At 69.1% G+C, this 19,703-nt stretch carries 20 protein-coding genes and 1 tRNA gene; 19 read left to right on the top strand and 2 right to left on the bottom strand.

Annotated elements, in window-relative coordinates:
• Nucleotides 1-122: 122 nt before the first annotated feature.
• The 12 genes from AB0H78_RS08325 to AB0H78_RS08270 all read left to right on the top strand — a co-directional run bounded on the left by AB0H78_RS08325 (nucleotide 123) and on the right by AB0H78_RS08270 (nucleotide 13,425).
• Nucleotides 123-1,190 carry a glucose-1-phosphate thymidylyltransferase gene (locus AB0H78_RS08325; RefSeq protein ID WP_363233484.1) on the top strand — a complete coding sequence of 356 codons (1,068 nt, stop codon included), beginning with the start codon at nucleotides 123-125 and terminating at the stop codon, nucleotides 1,188-1,190.
• Complete coding sequence (gene rfbB / locus AB0H78_RS08320) at nucleotides 1,187-2,176, top strand: dTDP-glucose 4,6-dehydratase (protein ID WP_363233483.1); 990 nt, start codon at nucleotides 1,187-1,189, stop codon at nucleotides 2,174-2,176. The genes AB0H78_RS08325 and rfbB overlap by 4 nt, the downstream gene beginning before the upstream one ends.
• 121 nt (nucleotides 2,177-2,297) lie before the next feature.
• On the top strand, nucleotides 2,298-3,689 hold the full coding sequence (locus AB0H78_RS08315) for an FG-GAP repeat protein (RefSeq protein WP_363233482.1): 1,392 nt from the start codon (nucleotides 2,298-2,300) through the stop codon (nucleotides 3,687-3,689).
• A gap of 236 nt (nucleotides 3,690-3,925) precedes the next feature.
• On the top strand, nucleotides 3,926-4,804 hold the full coding sequence (rfbD, locus tag AB0H78_RS08310; RefSeq protein WP_363233481.1) for a dTDP-4-dehydrorhamnose reductase: 879 nt from the start codon (nucleotides 3,926-3,928) through the stop codon (nucleotides 4,802-4,804).
• Nucleotides 4,805-4,890: 86 nt separating this feature from the next.
• Nucleotides 4,891-5,682, top strand: coding sequence for a class I SAM-dependent methyltransferase (locus tag AB0H78_RS08305; protein ID WP_363234071.1), 792 nt, complete (start codon nucleotides 4,891-4,893; stop codon nucleotides 5,680-5,682).
• Between the two features lie 168 nt (nucleotides 5,683-5,850).
• Nucleotides 5,851-7,803 (top strand): glycosyltransferase, encoded by a 1,953-nt coding sequence (locus AB0H78_RS08300; protein ID WP_363233480.1) that lies wholly within the window; start codon nucleotides 5,851-5,853, stop codon nucleotides 7,801-7,803.
• Nucleotides 7,804-7,856: 53 nt separating this feature from the next.
• Nucleotides 7,857-8,462, top strand: a complete 606-nt coding sequence (rfbC, locus tag AB0H78_RS08295) for a dTDP-4-dehydrorhamnose 3,5-epimerase (protein ID WP_363233479.1) — start codon at nucleotides 7,857-7,859, stop codon at nucleotides 8,460-8,462.
• Nucleotides 8,463-8,544: 82 nt separating this feature from the next.
• Nucleotides 8,545-9,672 (top strand): glutamate 5-kinase, encoded by a 1,128-nt coding sequence (proB, locus tag AB0H78_RS08290; protein ID WP_363233478.1) that lies wholly within the window; start codon nucleotides 8,545-8,547, stop codon nucleotides 9,670-9,672.
• A gap of 129 nt (nucleotides 9,673-9,801) precedes the next feature.
• Nucleotides 9,802-10,287 carry a hypothetical protein gene (locus AB0H78_RS08285; RefSeq protein WP_363233477.1) on the top strand — a complete coding sequence of 162 codons (486 nt, stop codon included), beginning with the start codon at nucleotides 9,802-9,804 and terminating at the stop codon, nucleotides 10,285-10,287.
• A gap of 69 nt (nucleotides 10,288-10,356) precedes the next feature.
• On the top strand, nucleotides 10,357-11,640 hold the full coding sequence (locus AB0H78_RS08280; RefSeq protein WP_363233476.1) for a glutamate-5-semialdehyde dehydrogenase: 1,284 nt from the start codon (nucleotides 10,357-10,359) through the stop codon (nucleotides 11,638-11,640).
• A 69-nt stretch (nucleotides 11,641-11,709) separates the two neighbouring features.
• Complete coding sequence (locus AB0H78_RS08275) at nucleotides 11,710-12,258, top strand: hypothetical protein (RefSeq protein ID WP_363233475.1); 549 nt, start codon at nucleotides 11,710-11,712, stop codon at nucleotides 12,256-12,258.
• A 78-nt stretch (nucleotides 12,259-12,336) separates the two neighbouring features.
• Nucleotides 12,337-13,425, top strand: a complete 1,089-nt coding sequence (locus AB0H78_RS08270; protein WP_363233474.1) for a hypothetical protein — start codon at nucleotides 12,337-12,339, stop codon at nucleotides 13,423-13,425.
• Here AB0H78_RS08270 and AB0H78_RS08265 read toward each other — a convergent pair.
• The gene (locus AB0H78_RS08265) at nucleotides 13,388-14,521 is read right to left on the bottom strand and encodes a M48 family metallopeptidase (protein ID WP_363233473.1); all 1,134 of its coding nucleotides are present in this window, start codon (nucleotides 14,519-14,521) and stop codon (nucleotides 13,388-13,390) included. The two genes, AB0H78_RS08270 and AB0H78_RS08265, sit on opposite strands and share 38 nt — an antisense overlap.
• 117 nt (nucleotides 14,522-14,638) lie before the next feature.
• Between AB0H78_RS08265 and AB0H78_RS08260 the strand changes: the two genes are divergently transcribed.
• From AB0H78_RS08260 to AB0H78_RS08230, 7 genes are all read left to right on the top strand, one after another.
• Nucleotides 14,639-14,782 carry a hypothetical protein gene (locus tag AB0H78_RS08260; protein ID WP_363233472.1) on the top strand — a complete coding sequence of 48 codons (144 nt, stop codon included), beginning with the start codon at nucleotides 14,639-14,641 and terminating at the stop codon, nucleotides 14,780-14,782.
• A gap of 83 nt (nucleotides 14,783-14,865) precedes the next feature.
• Nucleotides 14,866-15,027, top strand: coding sequence for a hypothetical protein (locus AB0H78_RS08255; RefSeq protein ID WP_363233471.1), 162 nt, complete (start codon nucleotides 14,866-14,868; stop codon nucleotides 15,025-15,027).
• Nucleotides 15,028-15,065: 38 nt separating this feature from the next.
• Nucleotides 15,066-15,662 (top strand): nicotinate-nucleotide adenylyltransferase, encoded by a 597-nt coding sequence (gene nadD / locus AB0H78_RS08250; RefSeq protein ID WP_363233470.1) that lies wholly within the window; start codon nucleotides 15,066-15,068, stop codon nucleotides 15,660-15,662.
• A 19-nt stretch (nucleotides 15,663-15,681) separates the two neighbouring features.
• Nucleotides 15,682-17,364, top strand: a complete 1,683-nt coding sequence (locus tag AB0H78_RS08245; RefSeq protein WP_363233469.1) for an LCP family protein — start codon at nucleotides 15,682-15,684, stop codon at nucleotides 17,362-17,364.
• Between the two features lie 62 nt (nucleotides 17,365-17,426).
• Entirely contained in the window at nucleotides 17,427-17,879 is a 453-nt protein-coding gene (gene rsfS, locus AB0H78_RS08240; RefSeq protein ID WP_363233468.1) for a ribosome silencing factor, read from the top strand.
• Nucleotides 17,876-18,529, top strand: a complete 654-nt coding sequence (locus tag AB0H78_RS08235) for a histidine phosphatase family protein (protein WP_363234070.1) — start codon at nucleotides 17,876-17,878, stop codon at nucleotides 18,527-18,529. Before rsfS ends, AB0H78_RS08235 begins: the two co-directional genes overlap by 4 nt.
• 89 nt (nucleotides 18,530-18,618) lie before the next feature.
• A tRNA-Ala gene (locus AB0H78_RS08230) sits at nucleotides 18,619-18,691 on the top strand.
• A gap of 63 nt (nucleotides 18,692-18,754) precedes the next feature.
• Here AB0H78_RS08230 and AB0H78_RS08225 read toward each other — a convergent pair.
• The gene (locus tag AB0H78_RS08225; protein WP_363234069.1) at nucleotides 18,755-19,606 is read right to left on the bottom strand and encodes a helix-turn-helix transcriptional regulator; all 852 of its coding nucleotides are present in this window, start codon (nucleotides 19,604-19,606) and stop codon (nucleotides 18,755-18,757) included.
• Nucleotides 19,607-19,703: the final 97 nt, after the last annotated feature.

The following is a 19,703-nucleotide window of genomic DNA, read 5'->3' as shown; positions in this document are numbered from 1 at the left end:
ATCGACCGTGGCCGTCTGTGCTCATTCGCGCAGGCGGCCACAGCCGCTTCTCATATGGCGCGGATAGAATTCGAGGGACGAATGATGAACTCCCGGCCACGACTGCGGATGGAACAGGAATCGTGAAGGCACTCATACTCTCCGGCGGTGCGGGCACCCGCCTGCGCCCCATCACGCACACCTCGGCCAAGCAGCTCGTGCCGGTGGCCAACAAGCCGGTGCTCTTCTACGGCATCGAGGCCATCGCCGACGCGGGCATCACCGAGATCGGGATCGTCGTGGGCGACACCGCGGACGAGATCCGCGCGGCGGTCGGTGACGGATCCCGCTTCGGCGTGAAGGTCACCTACATCCCGCAGGACGCGCCGCTGGGCCTGGCCCATGCCGTGCTCATCGCCAAGGACTTCCTGGGCGACGACGACTTCGTGATGTACCTCGGTGACAACTTCATCGTCGGCGGCATCACCGGACTGGTCGAGGAATTCCGGGCGGACCGCCCCGCCGCGCAGATCCTGCTCACCAGGGTCCCCAACCCCACCTCCTTCGGTGTCGCCGAGCTCGACGCCGGCGGCCGTGTGGTGGCCCTGGAGGAGAAGCCGAAGGTCCCCAAGAGCGACCTGGCGCTGGTCGGCGTCTATCTCTTCACCCCGGCCATCCATGAGGCCGTGCGGTCCATCGAGCCGTCCGGCCGCGGCGAGCTGGAGATCACGCACGCCATCCAGTGGCTGATCGACGAGAAGCGCGACGTCCGCTCCACCACCATCTCCGGGTACTGGAAGGACACCGGCAATGTCACCGACATGCTGGAGGTCAACCGGTCCGTCCTGGAGACCGTGGAGCCGGCCGTCGAAGGCATCGTCGACGAGGCCAGCGAGATCATCGGCCGCGTCCGCATCGAGGCGGGCGCCCGGGTCACCGGCTCGCGCATCGTCGGACCCGCGATCATCGGCGCGGACACGGTGATCAGCGACGCGTACGTCGGTCCCTTCACCTCCGTCTCCGACGGCTGCCGGATCGAGGACAGCGAGATCGAGTACTCCATCGTCCTGAGGGGCGCCTCCATCACGGGCGTACGCCGCGTCGAGGCCTCGCTCATCGGCCGCGACGTCGAGGTGACCCCCGCTCCCCGTAACCCCGCAGCCCACCGACTCGTGCTCGGCGACCACAGCAAGGTGCAGATTTCTTCATGACGACAAAGATCCTGGTGACCGGCGGCGCCGGCTTCATCGGCTCGCACTACGTCCGTACGGTGCTCGGCCCCCAGGGCCCGGGCGACGTGGCGATCACGGTGCTCGACGCGCTCACGTACGCCGGTAACCCGGCCAACCTCGACGAGGTGCGCGAGCACCCCGGCTTCGCCTTCGTCGAGGGCGACATCTGCGACCCCGAGCTCGTCGGCAAGCTGATGGCCGACCACGACCAGGTGGTGCACTTCGCAGCCGAGTCGCACGTCGACCGCTCCATCGACGGGGGCGCCGAGTTCGTCCGTACGAACGTCGTGGGCACCCACACCCTGATCGACGCCGCCCACCGGGCCGGCATCAAGACCTTCGTGCACATCTCCACGGACGAGGTCTACGGCTCGATCGACGAAGGCTCCTGGCCCGAGACCCACCCGCTGGAGCCCAACTCGCCGTATTCATCGGCGAAGGCGTCCAGCGACCTGATCGCGCTGTCGTACCACCGCACGCACGGTCTCGACGTGCGGGTGACCCGCTGCTCCAACAACTACGGGCACCACCACTTCCCGGAGAAGGTCATCCCCCTCTTCGTGACGAACCTGCTGGACGGCAAGAAGGTCCCGCTGTACGGCGACGGCGCCAACGTCCGCGACTGGCTGCACATCGACGACCACGTCCAGGGCATCGAGCTGGTCCGCACCAAGGGCCGCGCGGGCGAGGTCTACAACATCGGCGGCGGCACCGAGCTCTCCAACAAGGAGCTCACCGGGCTGCTGCTCGACGCGTGCGGCGCGAGCTGGGACGAGAGCGTGGAGTACGTCGAGGACCGCAAGGGCCACGACCGCCGCTACTCGGTGGACTGCACCAAGATCCGCGAGGAGCTCGGTTACGTACCGCGCAAGAGCTTCGAGCAGGGCCTGGCCGAGACGGTGCAGTGGTACCGCGACAACCGCGCCTGGTGGGAGCCGCTGAAGGAGCGCGCCGCGCTCAGCTGACGCGACCTGTGAGGGACCCCCGCACGCCGGGGCGGAAGACTGCACTCCTTTTCCGTGCAACCAACTTCCGCCCCGGCGTGTCCTTTTGGGTGGCCCATACATGTCTTCGGAAGGCTGTTCCATGCAACGGAACCGAACGCGTCTGTCCCTGCTCGCAGCCGGTGCTGCCGGACTCCTCGTCGCGGGCGGCACCGGAGCGGCATCCGCGGTCACGGAGGCCCCGGTCCAGAAGGCCTCCGTACAGGACGACTTCAACGGTGACGGTTACGCGGACCTCGCGATCAGCGGCACCAGAGGCACGGTGAGCGGTCTGGCAGACGCGGGGTACGCGGCCGTCACCTACGGCGGTCCGCACGGTCTGTCCACCGCGAGCCGCACGATCATCAGCCGCGCCACCGCCGGAATCCCGGGCGACCCGGAGACAGGAGTCGGCTTCGGCTACGCCCTCTCCCACGGCGACCTGGACGGCGACGGCTACGCGGACCTGGTCATCAGCAACAGAGGCGGCGGCGAGGACTCGGTCATCGTCTGGGGCTCGGCGAACGGGCTCTCGGGCGGCACCGCCGTACCGCACTACGGCTCGCTCTCGCAGACAGGCGACTTCAACGGGGACGGCAGAACCGACCTCGCGCTCTTCGACACCATCCACATAGGGATGGACGATCCCTCCGGCACGCGCGCGGTGGTCTGGAACGGGCCCATTTCCCGGGCGGGGAAGCCCGCGAGCACCACCGCGACCGACGCGGCCTCGGCCACCGAGATCACCACGGCCGTGAGCGGGGACGTCAATCATGACGGGTACGCGGACCTGGCGATCGGTGCGTACAGCGGTGAGGGCAGCGACAACACCTATCTGGTCTACGGCAGCGCCTCCGGGCTCTCGGCCCATGCCAGCGACGAGAGGCCCCCGGGGGCGAACGGGACCGCCGCGCTGGGCGATGTGAACGGCGACGGCTATGACGACTTCGTCGCAGGCGACACCAACAACAATGTCGTGGTCGCCTACGGTGCGGCGTCCGGCCTCAGCAGCCGCACTTCGACGATCAACCAGAACACCGCGGGAGTTCCCGGAGCCTCCGAGGGCGAGGACGGCTTCGGCGAATCCGTGGCCGTCGGCGACGTGACCGGCGACGGCATCGACGACGTGGCGGTGGGCGCGCCCGGCGAGGCGATCGGCACCATCGAAGGCACGGGCGCGGTGACCGTGCTGAAGGGGAGTAAGGGCGGGCTCACCGGGACGGGCTCCCAGTCCTTCAGCCAGGACACCGCCGGGGTCCCCGGTGCTGCCGAAAAGGGCGATGCCTTCGGCTCCGCCGTCCACCTCGTCGACATCAACGGCAACGGATACGCCGACCTGGCCGCATCGGCGACGTACGAGGACGCCAAGAACGGCGCCGTCTGGCTGCTGCGCGGCCGCCCCGAAGGCCTCACCACCGACGCCGCGCTGCTCTTCGGCCCGAAGGCACTGGGCGCGCCTGCCACGGCCGCGTGGTTCGGGTATGTGCTGGGCTGACTAGGGGGTGTCCGGCGGATCAGGTCGCTCTTGCTCGGCGTTGATGCTTTCACTGCTGGTGAGCGGTGGTCTGGTGCGTGCAGCTGCAAGGCGGAGGATTGAGGCATCGCGGAGCGATGGTGATTGACGACAACGCGGCAGGTGTGCGTGCCAGACCGGCGCGACCGCGGCATGATCCGCCGGACACCCCCTAGGCTCGGTGCCGTACGCAGGAACATGAGGAAAGCGGGAGCGGTATGAGCGGCACGTGGTTGATCACCGGAGCGGGCGGAATGCTCGGGCAGGACGTCCTGGCCAGGCTGGCCGGGGACGGGGTGCAGGCCGTGGGGCTCGACCGTGCGGCGCTGGACATCACGGACGCGGCCGCCGTGCGTGCCGCTCTCGCCGAGCACCGCCCCGCCGCCGTGGTCAACTGCGCCGCCTGGACGGCCGTCGACGACGCCGAATCCCGCGAGGCCGAGGCGCTCGCGATCAACGGGGACGGGCCGCGTCGCCTCGCCGAGGCCTGCGCGGAGCAGGGCGTCGTGCTGCTGCAGGTCTCCACGGACTACGTCTTCGCGGGCGACGGGGAGAAGCCGTACGCCGAGGACGCTCCCACCGGACCGCGCAGCGCGTACGGACGGACCAAGCTGGCGGGGGAGGAGGCGGTCCTGGAACTGCTCCCCGAGACCGGATACGTGGTCCGCACCGCCTGGCTGTACGGCGCGGGCGGCCCCAACTTCGTCCGTACGATGATCAAGCTCGAAGGCATCAAGGACACCCTGGACGTCGTGGACGACCAGCGCGGCCAGCCCACCTGGACCGCCGACCTCGCCGACCGCCTCGTCCGCCTCGGTCAGGGCGCGCTCGCGGGGACCGCGCCGGCCGGTGTCTACCACGGCACCAGCAGCGGCGAGACGACCTGGTTCGGCTTCACCCGGGCCATTTTCGAGGCGCTGGGTGCCGACCCCGAGCGCGTACGGCCGACCACCAGTTCGGCTTTTGTGCGGCCTGCTCCGCGTCCCGCATACAGCGTGCTGGGCCATGATCGCTGGGCTGCGGCAGGAATCGAGCCGATCAGGGACTGGTCAGAGGCACTTTGCGAAGCCTTTCCCGATCTTCTCCCACGTCACTGACCTGCAGGTGTTTACGGGCGGCCCCAGTACGCAGTAAGTTCATCCGGAATCAAGCCAGTTGACTTTTGGCGAAGGGGCTGTTTCCACTGCACCGCCATGACTTTCTGCGCAAACTTCACCATGTGTACAAGCCCCGGAACTATCTGGAGATCGGGGTCAACGACGGTCGTAGCCTGGCCCTTTCCCGGGTTCCGACGGTTGCGGTCGACCCTGCCTTCAAGGTGGTGACCTCGCTCAGCTGCGACGTCCACCTGGTCAAGGCGACCAGCGACGACTTCTTTGCCCGCAAGGACCCGCTGCTGCATCTGCGGACCGGCCGCAATCCGTTCCGTGCGCTGGCCCGCAGGGATCCGCTGCATCTGCTCGGCGGCGACCCGAAGCTGGAACTGTCGTTCATCGACGGCATGCACATCTTCGAGTACGCGCTGCGCGACTTCATGAACGTCGAGCGCCACTCGCACTGGTCGAGCGTGATCGTCCTCGACGACATGCTGCCGCGCAATATCGACGAGGCCGCCCGGGACCGGCACACCGATGCGTGGACGGGCGACGTCTACAAGGTGGCGACCGTGCTCCGGCGCTTCCGGCCCGACCTGGTGGTCGTCGAGGTGGACACCGCGCCGACCGGTCAGGTGCTCATTTTCGGTGCCGACCCGGAGAGCACCGTACTGAAGTCGAAGTACGACTCCATTCTGGAGGAGTACGTCGTCTCCGATCCGCAGGACGTTCCCGCGGAAATTCTGTCGCGCAAGACCGCTGTTTCTCCGGACTCGCTGCTCCGTGCCGATTTCTGGCCGGGTCTGATCCGTGCCCGTAATCTGCGGCGCTCGCGTTCGGCATTCACCGACGTGCGCCGGAAGATCGAGGCGATTTCCTGACGGGACGCGAAAGCGGTCCGTCGCACAGTAAATACACAGTGTGACCCATTGCTCCGCCGGTGCCCTCTCGGGCCCGGCGGAGTTCATGTTTTCAGCGGATATCCTTGGGGTCGGGCGCACTTGCTTCGATCCGGCGCCGAAGACCCTGATTCCAGATGAGGTTTCTGCATGGCCGTCAAGGTGAGCGTGGTCATCCCGGTGTACAACCCGGGCGAGTACATCGAGGACTGCATCGCCTCGCTGCTCCGCCAGAGCCTGCCGGACGACGAGTACGAAGCGATCTTCGTGAACGACGGCTCGACCGACGGGACGCCGGCCCGCCTTGACGCGCTCGCCGCCGAACACCCGCACATGCAGGTCATCCACCAGGAGCCCTCCGGCTGGTCCGGAAAGCCGCGGAATGTCGGGATCGCCGCCGCCAAGGGCGAGTTCGTGATGTTCGTCGACAACGACGACTGGCTCGGCGACGAGGCGCTGGAGCGGATGTACGCGTACGGCGTCGAGAACGAGGCCGATGTCATCCTGGGCAAAATGGCAGGGAAGGGGCGTCCCGTCCCGCTCGCGCTTTTCCGTACGAATCAGCCGCGTATGTCCGTCAGGAATTCCGGACTCATCGGCAGCCTGACCCCGCACAAAATGTTCCGCAAGGAATTCCTGGACCGGCACGATCTCCGCTTCAAGGAGGGCCGCAGGCGGCTCGAGGACCATGTCTTCGTCGCCGAGGCCTATCTGCTGGCCTCCAATGTCGCCGTGCTCAGCGATTACCTCTGCTACTACCACATCAAGCGCGAGGACGCCTCGAACGCGGGCTTCCAGCGCTTCGACCCGGTGGGTTACTTCAAAAACCTCCGCGAGGCCCTGGACGTCGTCGACCGGCACACCGAGCCCGGTTCCGTACGCGACATGCTCCACCGCCGCTGGCTGCGCAACGAGATGGTCGAACGGCTGCGCGGGCAGCGGCTGCTGAACCTCCCGGAGGACTACCGCGCCGAGCTCTTCACCGAGATCCGCGCCGTCGTCGACGAGCGCTTCGGCCCCGGGGTGGTGGGCGGCATGTCCCCGATCCAGCAGGCCGTGGTCCAGCTGATCGTCGCCGACAAGCTTCCCGAGCTGATCGAACTCGCCGAGTGCGAGGCGCAGATGCGGCCCGTCGGGCGGCTGGAGAGCCTGGACTGGGAGGGCGGGAAGCTCAAGGCCGGCTTCACCGCCGAGTACACGTACGAGGACAAGCCGCTCGCCTTCCGCCGCGAGGACGACGGGGACCGCCTGGAGACGTTCACCGCGCTCGGGGCCGACGTCGCGTTCGCGCTGGACCGCAACAGCGTCGACCTGGTCGTACGGGAGCGGGATTCCGCCGCGGAGTTCTATCAGCCGGTCGAGCTCACCCGGGTGCGGGAGGAGAACGAGGACGGGTCCTTCCGCTTCTTCCTCCGGGTGCGGGCGACCATCGATCCGGAGACCGGGGCCAACGGGGCACCGCTCTCCAGCAGCATCTGGGACGTCTTCCTGCGGGTGAACATCGCCGCCTGGACCAAGACCGCCCGGCTCGGCTCCCTGCACCCCGACAGCGTGACCGACAGTCGCAGGGGAGCGCTCACCGGCGAGCCGCGCCGTCTGGTCCTTCCGTACTGGACCGACGGCCCGGGCAATCTGTCGCTCGACGTCGACCAGGCCACCAGCAAGTTCACCAAGGACGTCCAGGCGATCACCCCGAAGGACGTGACCATCGAGGACGGCCGTATCGAACTGCCGCTGCGCATCGCCGTGTCGGGGACCGAAGCGGTGCAGGTGCGCTTCACCTCGCCCGGGGGCGGCACGCCCGTCGAGGCGGACGCGACGCTGGCCGAGGGCGCGGAGAGCGCCGTCCTGTCGGCCGCCCTGCCGTCCGCAGCCCTCGCCGGCCGCCGGGTGCGCATCGAGCTCGGACTGCCGTCGGCCAAGCGCGGCGCCCCGCGCTGGACGGTGCTGCCGGTCGCCCTGGCCGTCACCGCGGACGGCACGGCGACCGTCACCACGACGGCGGCGGTGAACGCTGCCGGGAAGGGCTCCAAGCCCGCGCCCAGGAAGCGGTCGCTGCTGCGCCGGGTGGCCGGGCGGATCAAGCGCACTCTGGTGAAGTAGCCTCCACAGCACCCCTCCACGGACAAAGACGCACAAAGGAATTGCGACACATCATGCGACCTCTCTCCATCGAAGGCGCCTGGGTCCACGAGCCGAAGGTCTTCCCCGACGACCGGGGCAGCTTCCACGAGTGGTTCCGCGGCGCGGACTTCCGTGAGGCCACCGGCCAGGACCTCGACCTCGTCCAGGCCAACTGCTCGGTCTCCAAGCGTGGTTCCCTGCGCGGCATCCACTTCGCGGATGTCCCGCCCAGCCAGGCCAAGTACGTCAAGTGCGTGCGCGGTGCGATCCTCGACGTGATCGTCGACATCCGGACCGGCTCCCCGACGTACAAGCAGTGGGAGATCGTCCGTCTCGACGACGAGACCCACCACGCGGTCTACCTCTCCGAGGGCCTCGGCCACGCCTTCTTCGCGCTGACCGACGACGCGACCGTCGTCTACCTCTGCTCCGAGGGGTACGCCCCCGCCCGCGAGCACGGCATCAATCCGCTCGACGCCGATCTGGGCATCGATTGGCCGGCGGACATCGCACCGCTGCTCTCCCCGAAGGACGAGCAGGCGCCGACGCTCGCCGAAGCCGAGGCGCAGGGACTGCTGCCGAAGTACGAGGACTGCGTCTCCTTCCGTGCGCAGCTGAAGCACCGTCCCACCCGCTGATAACCCGGAGCACCCGGCCCGCAGCCTCACGTACGCTGCTGGCCGGGACTCCAGGGTCGGACAGCAGGGACGGGGCAACGCGGTGGCAGGCGCAAGGCAGGGTGTCGCTGACGCCCGCAGGATTGTCGTCAAGGTCGGCTCCTCCTCCCTCACCACCGCTTCGGGCGGGCTCGACGCCGACCGCGTCGACGCACTCGTCGACGTACTCGCCAAGGTGCGCAGCGGCGGCGAGAAAGAGATCGTCCTGGTCTCCAGCGGTGCGATCGCCGCAGGGCTCGCGCCGCTCGGACTGACCCGCCGTCCCAAGGACCTCGCCCGCCAGCAGGCCGCAGCCAGCGTCGGCCAGGGGCTGCTCGTCGCCCGCTACACCGCCTCCTTCGCGCGGTACGGGATCAGGGTCGGCCAGGTCCTCCTCACCAGCGACGACACCAGCCGCCGCGCCCACTACCGCAACGCCTACCGGACCCTGGACCAGCTCCTGGCCATGGGCGCCCTGCCGATCGTCAACGAGAACGACACGGTGGCCACCGACGAGATCCGCTTCGGCGACAACGACCGCCTCGCCGCCCTCGTCGCCCATCTCGTCCGCGCCGACCTGCTGGTCCTGCTCTCGGACGTGGACGGGCTCTACGACGGCGACCCCTCCAAGCCCGGCACCACCCGTATCGACGAGGTCGCGGGCCCCGAGTCCATCGCGCACGTCACCATCGGCTCCGCGGGCAAGGCGGGCGTCGGTACCGGCGGCATGGTCACCAAGGTGGAGGCCGCACGGATCGCGGCCGCCGCCGGCATCCCGGTCGTACTGACCTCGGCCTCGCAGGCCGCGGACGCCCTCGCGGGCCGCTCCACGGGGACGTACTTCCTGCGCACCGGACGCCGCTCCGCCGACCGGCTGCTCTGGCTGCAGCACGCCTCGACCCCGCAGGGCGCCCTGACGCTCGACGACGGGGCGGTGCGGGCCGTCCTGGAGCGGCACTCCTCGCTGCTGCCGGCCGGAATCGCCGCCGTGGAGGGCGAGTTCAGCGCCGGCGACCCCGTCGAGCTGCGCGACACCCAGGGGCGGGCGATCGCCCGCGGTCTGGTCAACTTCGACGCCAAGGAGCTGCCCCAGCTGCTCGGCCGCTCGACCCGGGACCTGGCGAAGGAACTCGGCCCCGCGTACGAGCGTGAAGTCGTACACAGAGACGATCTGGTCCTGCTGAAGCCCTGAAACGGCTGAAAGTCCAGCCTTTTGACAGGAACCTTTACGGAAACCGCCCCGTGACCCCCGTCGGGCTGGTCAACTTTGTCTCGGGGGCACAAGCAGCACGCCACAACACAGCAGCACAGGAGGCCGCCGGTGAGACGAGCGCGCCCGGGGTCACCGCCCCGAGGGGCCGGGGAGCGGACCCTGACCAGCGTCGGTGCGGGAACCGGCTATGAGGAGAGCCCGCAGTCGGAGCCCGACGAGGGCTCGCGGGGAGAGTCCGCGGAGACCACAGCGTTGTCCAAGCTGTGGCACATCACGCTGAGCGTCTCCGGGGCCGAGGCCCCGCTGAAGGAGGTCAGGCGCGGCCTCGAACAGCTCGCCCACGACCACCCGTTCCTGCTGACCAGCCGGTACGCGGGCGACCATGCGGAGATCCGCTACTGGGAGGAGGCGCGCGATCTGCACGACGCGGCGGCCGTCGCCCTGCGGCTGTGGGGCGAGCACCGGCAGACCGCACAGCTGCCCCCGTGGAAGATCGTCGGCCTGGAGGTCATCGACCGCGAGACGTACCACCAGCGGATCGCCGAGGGGTACGGACCGCCGCCGGCCGCGCCGGTGGGCGTCCACCCCTTCTGAGTCTCGCAGGCTGTCTCGGAGGCTGGGATTGCGGTCGGACGGCCGGAGCGGGCGCATTAGTCTGCGTGCATGACCTCGCTCTCGCCGCTCTCCGACCAGTCCCCGGTCATCCAGGCCGCCTACCGCGCCCGCGCCGCAGCGGCCGATCTGGCACCGCTGCCACGTGCCGCCAAGGACGATGCGCTGCTGGCCATGGCCGATGCGCTGGAGGTGCGGACCGCCGAGATCGTCGAGGCGAACGCGGCGGACGTGGCGAAGGCGCGGGCCGCGGGCACCGCCGAGACGGCTCTCGACCGGCTCACCCTCACCCCCGAGCGGGTGCGCGCCATCGCCGCCGATGTGCGCGACGTGGCGGCCCTGCCCGACCCGGTCGGCGAGGTCGTACGCGGCTCCACGCTGCCCAACGGCATCGATCTGCGCCAGGTGCGGGTGCCGCTGGGTGTCGTCGGGATCATCTACGAAGCCCGCCCCAACGTCACGGTGGACGCCGCCGCGCTGTGCCTGAAGTCGGGCAACGCGGTGCTGCTGCGCGGCTCGTCGTCCGCGTACGCCTCCAACACGGCGCTGGTACGGGTGCTGCGCGACGCCGTCGGGGGCTCCGGGCTGCCCGCGGACGCCGTGCAGCTGGTGCCGGGCGAATCCCGGGAATCGGTGGGGGAGTTGATGCGGGCGCGCGGCATGGTGGACGTGCTCATTCCGCGCGGCGGCGCCTCCCTGATCCGTACCGTCGTCGAGCAGTCGACCGTCCCGGTCATCGAGACCGGCACCGGCAACTGCCATGTGTACGTGGACGCGGCTGCCGACCTCGACATGGCGGTCGAGATCCTCATCAACTCCAAGGCGCAGCGGCCCTCGGTCTGCAACGCGGCCGAGACGCTCCTGGTCCACCGGGACATCGCCGATGCTTTCGTGCCGCTGGCGCTGGAGGCACTGGCCGAGGCGGGTGTGACGGTCCACGGCGACGAGCGGTTCGTCGCCTACGCCGAGGGGTCCAAGGCGACGGTGGTGGCGGCCACGCCCGAGGACTGGGAGACGGAGTACCTCTCGTACGACATCGCGGCGGCCGTCGTCGACTCGCTCGATGCGGCCGTGCACCACATCCGGCTGTGGACCTCGGGGCACACGGAGGCGATCGTCACCACCTCGCAGCAGGCGGCACGGCGCTTCACGCAGCTCGTGGACTCCACGACGGTCGCGGTGAACGCCTCCACGCGGTTCACCGACGGCAGCCAGTTCGGCTTCGGGGCGGAGATCGGGATCTCCACGCAGAAGCTGCATGCGCGTGGCCCGATGGGACTGCCCGAGCTGACGTCGACGAAGTACATCGTGACCGGGGACGGCCACATCCGCTAACAGGCCTTCGGGGCGGTCAACTTCGTACTCTCCCTGCCCAAAACGCCCGTCCCGGTCTACTCTGAATCCGTGCCGGACGACGTGGGGAACAGGCCCGACGACGACCGCGGGGGTGCGGACGACGAATTCGCCTCCGTGGTGTTCGACGAGGAGTTCGTACGGGCCGCCGCGATACATGAACCGAGCGCCGTGGAGCGGCTGTTGGCCGCCGCGGAGGCGCGGGCCGCGGCCGAGGCCGCCCGGGCCCGGGCGGGCGGTATACCCGGCGACGAGGACCCCTACGACGACTACCGCCGCGGCGTCGGCTACGACGCGTACGGCGCGGGGGAGTTGAACGCCCCGGACACCGGACCCTATGGACGGCACGGCGGCGTGCTGCGCCCGTACCGCGGCTCCGCCCGCTGGCACCGGCCCATCGCCTGGATGCTGGCTCTGGTGCTGGGTGTGGGCATGGTCGCGCTGGCCTTCGCCGCGGTCTACCGCGGCGCCGCGGCCAGCCGCGACAGCCAGGTGCCGCTGCCCGCGTCCAGCGGGATCGATACGCCGGGAGCGGCGGCCCCTTCGGCATCCGCGGACTACTCCGTGCCCGCTGTGTCCGCGGTCCCGCGCACCCCTTGAGCCGCCGCGTGAGAACTCGTCCGAACTTGTCGTGTACCAGGGCGTTTACCTTCCCGTTCCGCGACCTACTCTGAAGGTATGACGGGGCGCGGAGAGCCACCCGAGGGAACACCTGAAGGCCTCCCCAGCGGTGGCGAGGACGAGTACCGGTCCGTCGTCTTCGACGAATCGTTCGTCCGCGCTGCCCGGCTGCAGGAATTCTCCGCCCAGGAGCGGATGGGCCACCACGCCCGGGCCGTGCGCAGCCGTTCCGCCTTCTCGCTGCGGAGCGGACCCAAGCAGGCCTTCGTCCTGGTGGTGCTCCTGCTGATGGCCTTCGGCACGGCGATCTACATGGGCGTGCGCCACCCCTACGTGACCCCGGAGACCCCGAAGGCCGAACCCGCCCGGATGACCGTGATCCCGCTGGCGCCGCAGGGCGCGGTCCAGGGCGGCAGTGCCGCCGACCTCTTCGCGCGCAGCCCGGCCGCCCAGTTCAGGATCGGCGCCGAGGGGGTCAATCTGCCCGCGGTCCGGCGGACCGACCACTTCGCCGACAGCCAGGTCACGACCGCGCTGACCACCGCCAAGGACTACATCGTGGAGTCCTCGCTCGATCCCGATGTGCTCATCGGCGGCGTGGTGCGCCCGGTCCGGGTGCTGCTCGCCCCGGACCAGTTCGAGCAGTTCGACCGGAGCTTCGACGCACCGGCCGACGACGGGCGTCATGCGGCGACCGGCTGGCTGGTGCGCTTCGACGCGTCGAAGGTGACACTCGCCGACCGGGTACGGGTACAGGGCACGCTGGCCTACGCGGAGGCGAGCGCGGGTGTGCTCGAAGTGGTCGCGGACCACACCTTCACGTACGCGCTGCGGCCCGCCGGCGCGGGGACCGGCGCCGCCACCGGCGTCTCGCTGTTCACCGTCCGCCGTGAGCTGCACTTCCGCTTCGACCAGGAGGACCTGCGCCAGCACCGGCTGGAGCTCCGGATCGCGTACGTACAGGCCGGTCCGCAGGCCTGCTCGGACGATGCGGCCGCCGTGCTGAGGCCGCTGCTCGCCGGCAAGCAGGCGACGGCCCAGGGACCGGCGGGCACGGATCCGTACGCCACCGGGCAGGCCACCGCCTCGCTGTGCGGGACGCTCGCGGCTAGCTCTCAGCCGAGCCCGGCTCCTCGCCGTTCGTAGCCTCGCCCTTGGCCGTCCCGGTGCTGCCCGATCCGCCGTTTCCGCTGTTTCCGCCGTTGCCACCGGTGAACTTGGAGCGCAGCTTCCCGCCCATGTCCGCCGTACCGCCCGCTATGTCGCCGACCAGCTTCATCAGCGGGTCCTTGGAGTTGCGTACGTCGCTGGCGTAACTGGACGCCGACTGGCGGAAGGAGTCCGAGACCGAGGTGTCCTTGTCCGCGTCGCGCCGCGGGTAGTGCCCGTCCATGATCCGCTGGAAGTCGCGGCTCTCGGCCCACTTCTTCAGCTCGGCGGCGCGCACCGTCGTGAAGGGGTGGGTGCGCGGCAGGATGTTGAGGATCTTCAGTACGGAGTCGCGCAGATCGCCGCCCGCCTCGTACTCCTCGGCCTGCTCCAGGAACGCGTCCACGTTCATCTCGTGCAGGTGGTTGCCGCCGGCGATCTTCATCAGCCCGCGCATCGACGCCTTGAGATCCTGGCCGACGAGCAGCCCGGCCCGGTCCGCGGACAGTTCCGACTTGCGGAACCACTCGCGCAGCGCCGTCACGATCGCCATGATCGCGACGTTGCCGAGGGGGATCCAGGCGACCTTGAGCGCGAGGTTGGTGAGGAAGAGCAGGATGGTGCGGTACACGGAGTGCCCGGAGAGGGCGTGGCCGACCTCGTGGCCGATGACCGCGCGCATCTCCTCCTCGTCGAGCAGCTCGACCAGACCCGTGGTGACCACGATGATCGGCTCGTCCAGACCGATGCACATGGCGTTGGGCTGCGGGTTCTGCGTGACGTACATCGGCGGGACCTTCTCCAGGTCCAGGATGTAACAGGCGTCCCGCAGCATGTCGTTGAGGTGGGAGAACTGGGCGTCGCTCACGCGCACCGAGTCGGAGAGGAAGAGCAGCCGCAGGCTCCGCTCGGGCAGCAGACCGCTGAGCGCCTTGAAGACCGTGTCGAAGCCCGTGAGCTTGCGCAGCGCGACGAGTGCCGAGCGGTCCGCGGGGTGCTCGTAGGCGCGCGAGGAGATGCCGGGGAAGCGCTTGCGCTGCCTGCTGGGCACCTTGTCGCTGCTGCCGGTGGTCCCGCTGGTGTCGTCGGTCATCGGTGGTCCCCCTGTTGTCTGCGAGTCCTTGCTCGTCCCCCTGACGGCCTTCAGCGTATGCCCTGGGTCTACCGTTGAGCCGGGGGCTGTGGACAAACTCTGAGAGGCACACCCGACATGTCAGACCAGTTGGCGCTGCTTGCGGCCGCATCCGATGCGCAGGGCCCGGGCAATGTGATCCGTGTGGTGCTCGTCGTCTCGATTGTCGGAGCTGGGCTGCTTGCCTGGATTCTGCTGCGTGGATACCGCAACAACGACTGAGTCGGCGTGAGCGTGCCCGCAGGGCCCGCATACGATGTGCCGAAGTTGAAGTTCCCGCTCCGACTCCCGGATAGGTCCTGCCGATGAGCCTCCACACCACCGCCGCCAGCCTCGTGTCCCTCGCAGAGGGTGCCGAAAAGGGCGGAAACCACGAATCGCTCAGCCCTTACATCACAGGCGGTGGCGCCTTCGTCGCTCTGATCCTCCTTCTGTGGATCACCACGCGCTTCAACCGCGACCGCTGATTCCTGGTCCTCAGCCACGACCAGTAGGGTCTGCACGCATGGGAGAGCAGAAGAGGCGTCTCGGCGTGATGGGCGGGACTTTCGACCCGATCCACCACGGGCACCTGGTGGCCGCCAGTGAGGTGGCTTCGCAGTTCCATCTGGACGAGGTGGTGTTCGTACCGACGGGACAACCGTGGCAGAAGAGCCACAAGGCGGTGTCCCCGGCCGAGGACCGCTATCTGATGACCGTCATCGCGACGGCGTCGAACCCGCAGTTCTCGGTCAGTCGCATCGACATCGACCGCGGCGGGGCGACGTACACCCACGACACCCTGCGGGATCTGCGCGACGCCAACACCGACGCGGACCTGTTCTTCATCACCGGTGCCGACGCGCTCTCCCAGATCCTCACCTGGCGCGACGCGGAACAACTCTTCGCGCTCGCCCACTTCATCGGCGTGACCAGGCCGGGTCACGTCCTGACGGACGACGGGCTCCCCGAGGGCGGTGTCTCCCTGGTGGAGGTGCCGGCACTGGCGATCTCGTCGACGGACTGCCGCGTGCGCGTCGCGCAGGGAGATCCGGTCTGGTACCTGGTTCCGGACGGTGTGGTGCGCTACATCGACAAGCGCCAGCTGTACCGCGGCGAATGAGCCGCGGAGAGGGGCACCGTTGAACGACCGACAGAACCCGTACGTCCAGTACGACCAGTACGGGCAGCCGATGCAGCTCGTCGGGTACGACGAGTACGGACAGCCGGTGTACCAGAGCTATGACCCGTACGGGCAGCAGCAGCAGCCCCAGCAGTCCCAGCAGTCCCAGCCCGTGCAGCAGCCGCCGCAGCAGGGGTACGGCTACGACCCGTACGCCCAGCCGCAGCAGCACCCCCAGCCTCAACAGCCGTACCAGCAGCCGGGGTACGACGGTTATGGCCAGGACTACGGCACCGGTCAGCAGCCCGCGGTCGACAGCACGCAGCAGTGGGCCGCGCCTCCGCAGCAGCAACCGCAGCAGCAGCGTCAGCAGCCCCAGCAGGCCCCGCCCGCACCGCAGCCGACCGTGCCCGAGCAGCGGCGGCCCGCCCCCGGCGGCGGTGAGTACGACACCGGCCAGTTCGCCTTCACCGAAGAGCCCGACGAGGACTCCGAGGACGTCATCGATTGGCTGGCGTTCACCGAGAGCCGCTCCGAGCGGCGCGAGGAGGCCAAGCGCCGCGGCCGCAACCGCGTCACCTCGCTGATAGTCGTGCTGGCCCTGCTGGTCGTCGGTGGTGCGGGCTACCTCTGGTACACGGACAAGATCCCCGGTCTTGCCGGCTCCAAGGAGGAGAAGGGTGCGGTCGCCACGGGCGCGGAGAAGCGCGACGTGATCGTGATGCACCTGCACAAGCAGGGCGCCCCCACCTCCACGTTGCTGCTCGTCGACAACACCACCACCCAGCAGGGCAGCACCGTCCTGCTCCCCAACTCGCTCATGGTGACGACCGACGACGGCACCTCCACGACGCTCGCCAAGTCGGTGGACGACGACGGTTCGGACGGCACCAGGGAATCGCTCGACACGCTCTTCGGCGCCAAGATCGGCGGCACCTGGCGGCTGGACACCCCCTATCTGGAGAACCTGGTCGAGGCCGTCGGCGCCATCGAGGTCGACACCGACATCCAGGTGCCCGACACCAAGAAGGGCGCCCAGCCCCTGGTGAAGAAGGGCAAGGCCCAGTCGCTCAGCGGCACGATGGCCGTCGCGTACGCCACCTACCGGGCACCCGGCGAGGCCGAGGCGGCGCAGCTGCAGCGTCTCGGGCAGGTCATGCAGGCCGTACTGAAGAAGTTCACCTCCGTGCCCGAGGCCGCGACGACCGTGGTCAAGAACCTGAACCAGGTCTTGGACCCCTCTCTGACGGACGCCGACCTGGGAGCCACGCTCGCCAAGCTCGCCGAGCACGCCAAGAAGGGTGCGTACAAGACGGCGCTGCTGCCGGTCCAGTCCGACGGCACGCTCACCGCGGCGGCGAGCAACAGTGTGGTCAAGGACATCCTGGGCGGCGCCGTGAAGGCTCCGGACAAGGACTCGACGACCCGTGTGGGGATCAAGGACGCCACCGGAAAGTCGGGCGCCAAGGAGTCCGCGAGGGTCACGGTCGTCAACGGCGGGTACGCCTTCGTGGACGCCGGAAAGACGAGTTCGGTCGCATCGTCGCAGGTCACCTATGGTGACGTAGCGGACAAGGCGAAGGCGGAAGAGGTCGCCAAGACACTGGGGCTTTCCGCCGGCGCGGTAAAGAAGGGCACAGCCGCCCCGAACGCCGATGTCACGGTCGTTCTCGGTCAGGATTACAAGATCAAGACTTCCTGACCGGGTCGTCGGCGGTACGTGAGACCCTTGAGGTCTACACGACCGCCGACGAAAGCCTGCTTGTGACCGCCACGGACCGCTCCATCGAGCTCATCAACGCCGCCGCTCAGGCGGCCGCAGACCGGCTCGCGCACGACATCACCGCGTACGACGTCAGCGATGTGCTGTCGATCACCGACGCCTTCCTGCTCGCCTCCGCGCCCAACGACCGCCAGGTCAAGTCGATCGTCGACGAGATCGAGGAGCGCCTCAGCAAGGAGCTCGGCGCCAAGCCGGTGCGCCGTGAAGGCGACCGCGACGCCCGCTGGATCCTCCTCGACTACGTCGACATCGTCGTCCACGTCCAGCACAGCGAGGAGCGTGTCTACTACGCCCTCGAGCGGCTCTGGAAAGACTGCCCCGAGCTGCCCCTCCCCGAGGACGCGGTGAAGACCCGCGGCAAGGGTGCGGAGCACGCCGAGCTCAACGGGCAGGCCCCCGGCAGCGGCCTGGACATGGACGGTGAGCTGAGCTGAACGGCACCAAGGGCGGCCGGGGCCGCCGCATCGTCCTGTGGCGGCACGGCCAGACCGCGTGGAATCTGGAGCGTCGCTTCCAGGGCTCCACGGACATCGAGCTGACCGAGACCGGCGTGGCCCAGGCCTCCCGGGCGGCCAGGCTGCTCGCCTCGCTGAAGCCGGACGCGATCATCGCCTCCGACCTCAAGCGGGCCGCGGCCACCGCCGGCGAGCTGGCGGCCGTCACGGGTCTGGAGGTCACGCACGACTCCGGCCTGCGCGAGACGTACGCGGGCGACTGGCAAGGGCTGACCCACGAGGAGATCGTGGCGCGCTTCGGCGACCAGTACACCGCGTGGAAGCGCGGCGAGCCGGTGCGCAGGGGCGGCGGCGAGCTGGAGACCGAGGTCGCCGACCGGGCCGCTCCGGTCGTGCTCGCGCACGCCGACAAACTGCCCGACGGCGGCACGCTCGTCGTGGTCAGCCACGGCGGCACGATCCGCACCACCATCGGCCGGCTGCTCGGTCTGGAGTCCCACCACTGGGAGGGCCTGGGCGGGCTCTCCAACTGCTGCTGGTCGGTTCTGGGCGAGGGCGCACGCGGCTGGCGACTGATGGAGCACAACGCCGGAACCCTTCCGGAACCGGTGCTCGGGGACGACGACTAGCGGATTTCACTTTCCGGCTGGTCACAGGCTAAAGTTCCTCTTGTTCGCAGCGCGGAACCGCAGAAAGTGCGGAGCACACAGCGAACAGCGGGGCTATAGCTCAGTTGGTAGAGCGCCTGCATGGCATGCAGGAGGTCAGGAGTTCAATTCTCCTTAGCTCCACAATCAAGATCCCGGTTCCTTCCACCGAAGGCGCCGGGATCTTCTGTTTTCCATCCCCGCGGCTCAGGCCCAGAGCTTCACCCTGTTGTCGCGCAGTGTCCTGGTCCGCAGGCTGCTCTCGTCATCGCTCGGGGTGTACGCGACGATCCTGCACTCGGGCATTCCATTGATCGAGAGCGAGACCGACGTCATCCGGATCTCGCCCACCGAATCATGGCGGAAGGTCTTTATTCGCGGGCCCGGCGGAACCACGTCACCGCTCTGCCAGAGCGTGGCGAAGAAGGGGCTGGAGGCCGAGAGGCGGGCGACGAAGGACTCCCAGGCGGGCTCTCCCACATGGCGGCCGTACGAGGCGCGCAGCGTCGCGACCATCACGGGCAGTTCCTTCTCCCGGAAGAGGACCGGGCAGTCGCACTCAGGGACCGTGAAGAGGGTCCACAGCACATTGCGCGAGCCGCCTTCGGTGAGCTCCGGGACGTTGAAGAGATCGCGGTAGGCGGGGTTGGTGGCGAGGATGTCGTAGCGCGCGTTGTAGACGACGGCCGGGTGCGGGTCGAGGGCGTCGATGATGCCCTGGATGTCGGCACCGACGGACGAGGCGTCCCGCTCGCGGTCCGGGGTGAAGGGGACTTCGGCCAGTTGGTAGAGATGCTCGCGCTCGGCCTCGTCGAGGCGGAGCGTGCGCGAGACGGCGTCCAGGACCTGGGCCGAGGCGTTGATCGGCCGGCCCTGCTCCAGCCAGGTGTACCAGGTCACACCGACGCCCGAGAGCTGTGCGACCTCCTCGCGGCGCAGTCCGGGGGTGCGGCGCCGCAGCCCTCCGGGCATGCCCACGTCCGCCGGTGTCACCCTTGCCCTGCGGCTGCGCAGAAACGCGGCCAACTCCAGTCGTCTGCGATCCTTCGATGCGGCCATCGTCGTCACACCCCCATGGTCCCTGCAGAGCCCCATCGTTGCCAGGTGCTGTCAGTACCAGCATCGCTGGGCTCTCATTACCTGTACCGGATCGCCG

The organism is Streptomyces sp. NPDC050738 (genome assembly GCF_040654175.1).
In the GTDB taxonomy this organism is placed as follows: Bacteria; Actinomycetota; Actinomycetes; order Streptomycetales; family Streptomycetaceae; genus Streptomyces.
The sequence above is the reverse complement of the archived record's forward strand: the minus strand, read 5'-3'. Positions and strand labels throughout refer to the sequence as shown.

Excerpts from the sequence above, each read along its gene's own strand:
- rfbB (WP_363233483.1), top strand. The coding sequence starts at position 1,187 with ATGACGACAAAGATCCTGGTGACCGGCGGCGCCGGCTTCATCGGCTCG.
- AB0H78_RS08315 (WP_363233482.1), top strand. The coding sequence starts at position 2,298 with ATGCAACGGAACCGAACGCGTCTGTCCCTGCTCGCAGCCGGTGCTGCC.
- rfbD (WP_363233481.1), top strand. The coding sequence starts at position 3,926 with ATGAGCGGCACGTGGTTGATCACCGGAGCGGGCGGAATGCTCGGGCAG.
- AB0H78_RS08300 (WP_363233480.1), top strand. The coding sequence starts at position 5,851 with ATGGCCGTCAAGGTGAGCGTGGTCATCCCGGTGTACAACCCGGGCGAG.
- rfbC (WP_363233479.1), top strand. The coding sequence starts at position 7,857 with ATGCGACCTCTCTCCATCGAAGGCGCCTGGGTCCACGAGCCGAAGGTC.
- AB0H78_RS08280 (WP_363233476.1), top strand. The coding sequence starts at position 10,357 with ATGACCTCGCTCTCGCCGCTCTCCGACCAGTCCCCGGTCATCCAGGCC.
- AB0H78_RS08270 (WP_363233474.1), top strand. The coding sequence starts at position 12,337 with ATGACGGGGCGCGGAGAGCCACCCGAGGGAACACCTGAAGGCCTCCCC.
- AB0H78_RS08265 (WP_363233473.1), bottom strand. The coding sequence starts at position 14,521 with ATGACCGACGACACCAGCGGGACCACCGGCAGCAGCGACAAGGTGCCC.
- AB0H78_RS08260 (WP_363233472.1), top strand. The coding sequence starts at position 14,639 with ATGTCAGACCAGTTGGCGCTGCTTGCGGCCGCATCCGATGCGCAGGGC.
- AB0H78_RS08255 (WP_363233471.1), top strand. The coding sequence starts at position 14,866 with ATGAGCCTCCACACCACCGCCGCCAGCCTCGTGTCCCTCGCAGAGGGT.
- nadD (WP_363233470.1), top strand. The coding sequence starts at position 15,066 with ATGGGAGAGCAGAAGAGGCGTCTCGGCGTGATGGGCGGGACTTTCGAC.
- AB0H78_RS08225 (WP_363234069.1), bottom strand. The coding sequence starts at position 19,606 with ATGGCCGCATCGAAGGATCGCAGACGACTGGAGTTGGCCGCGTTTCTG.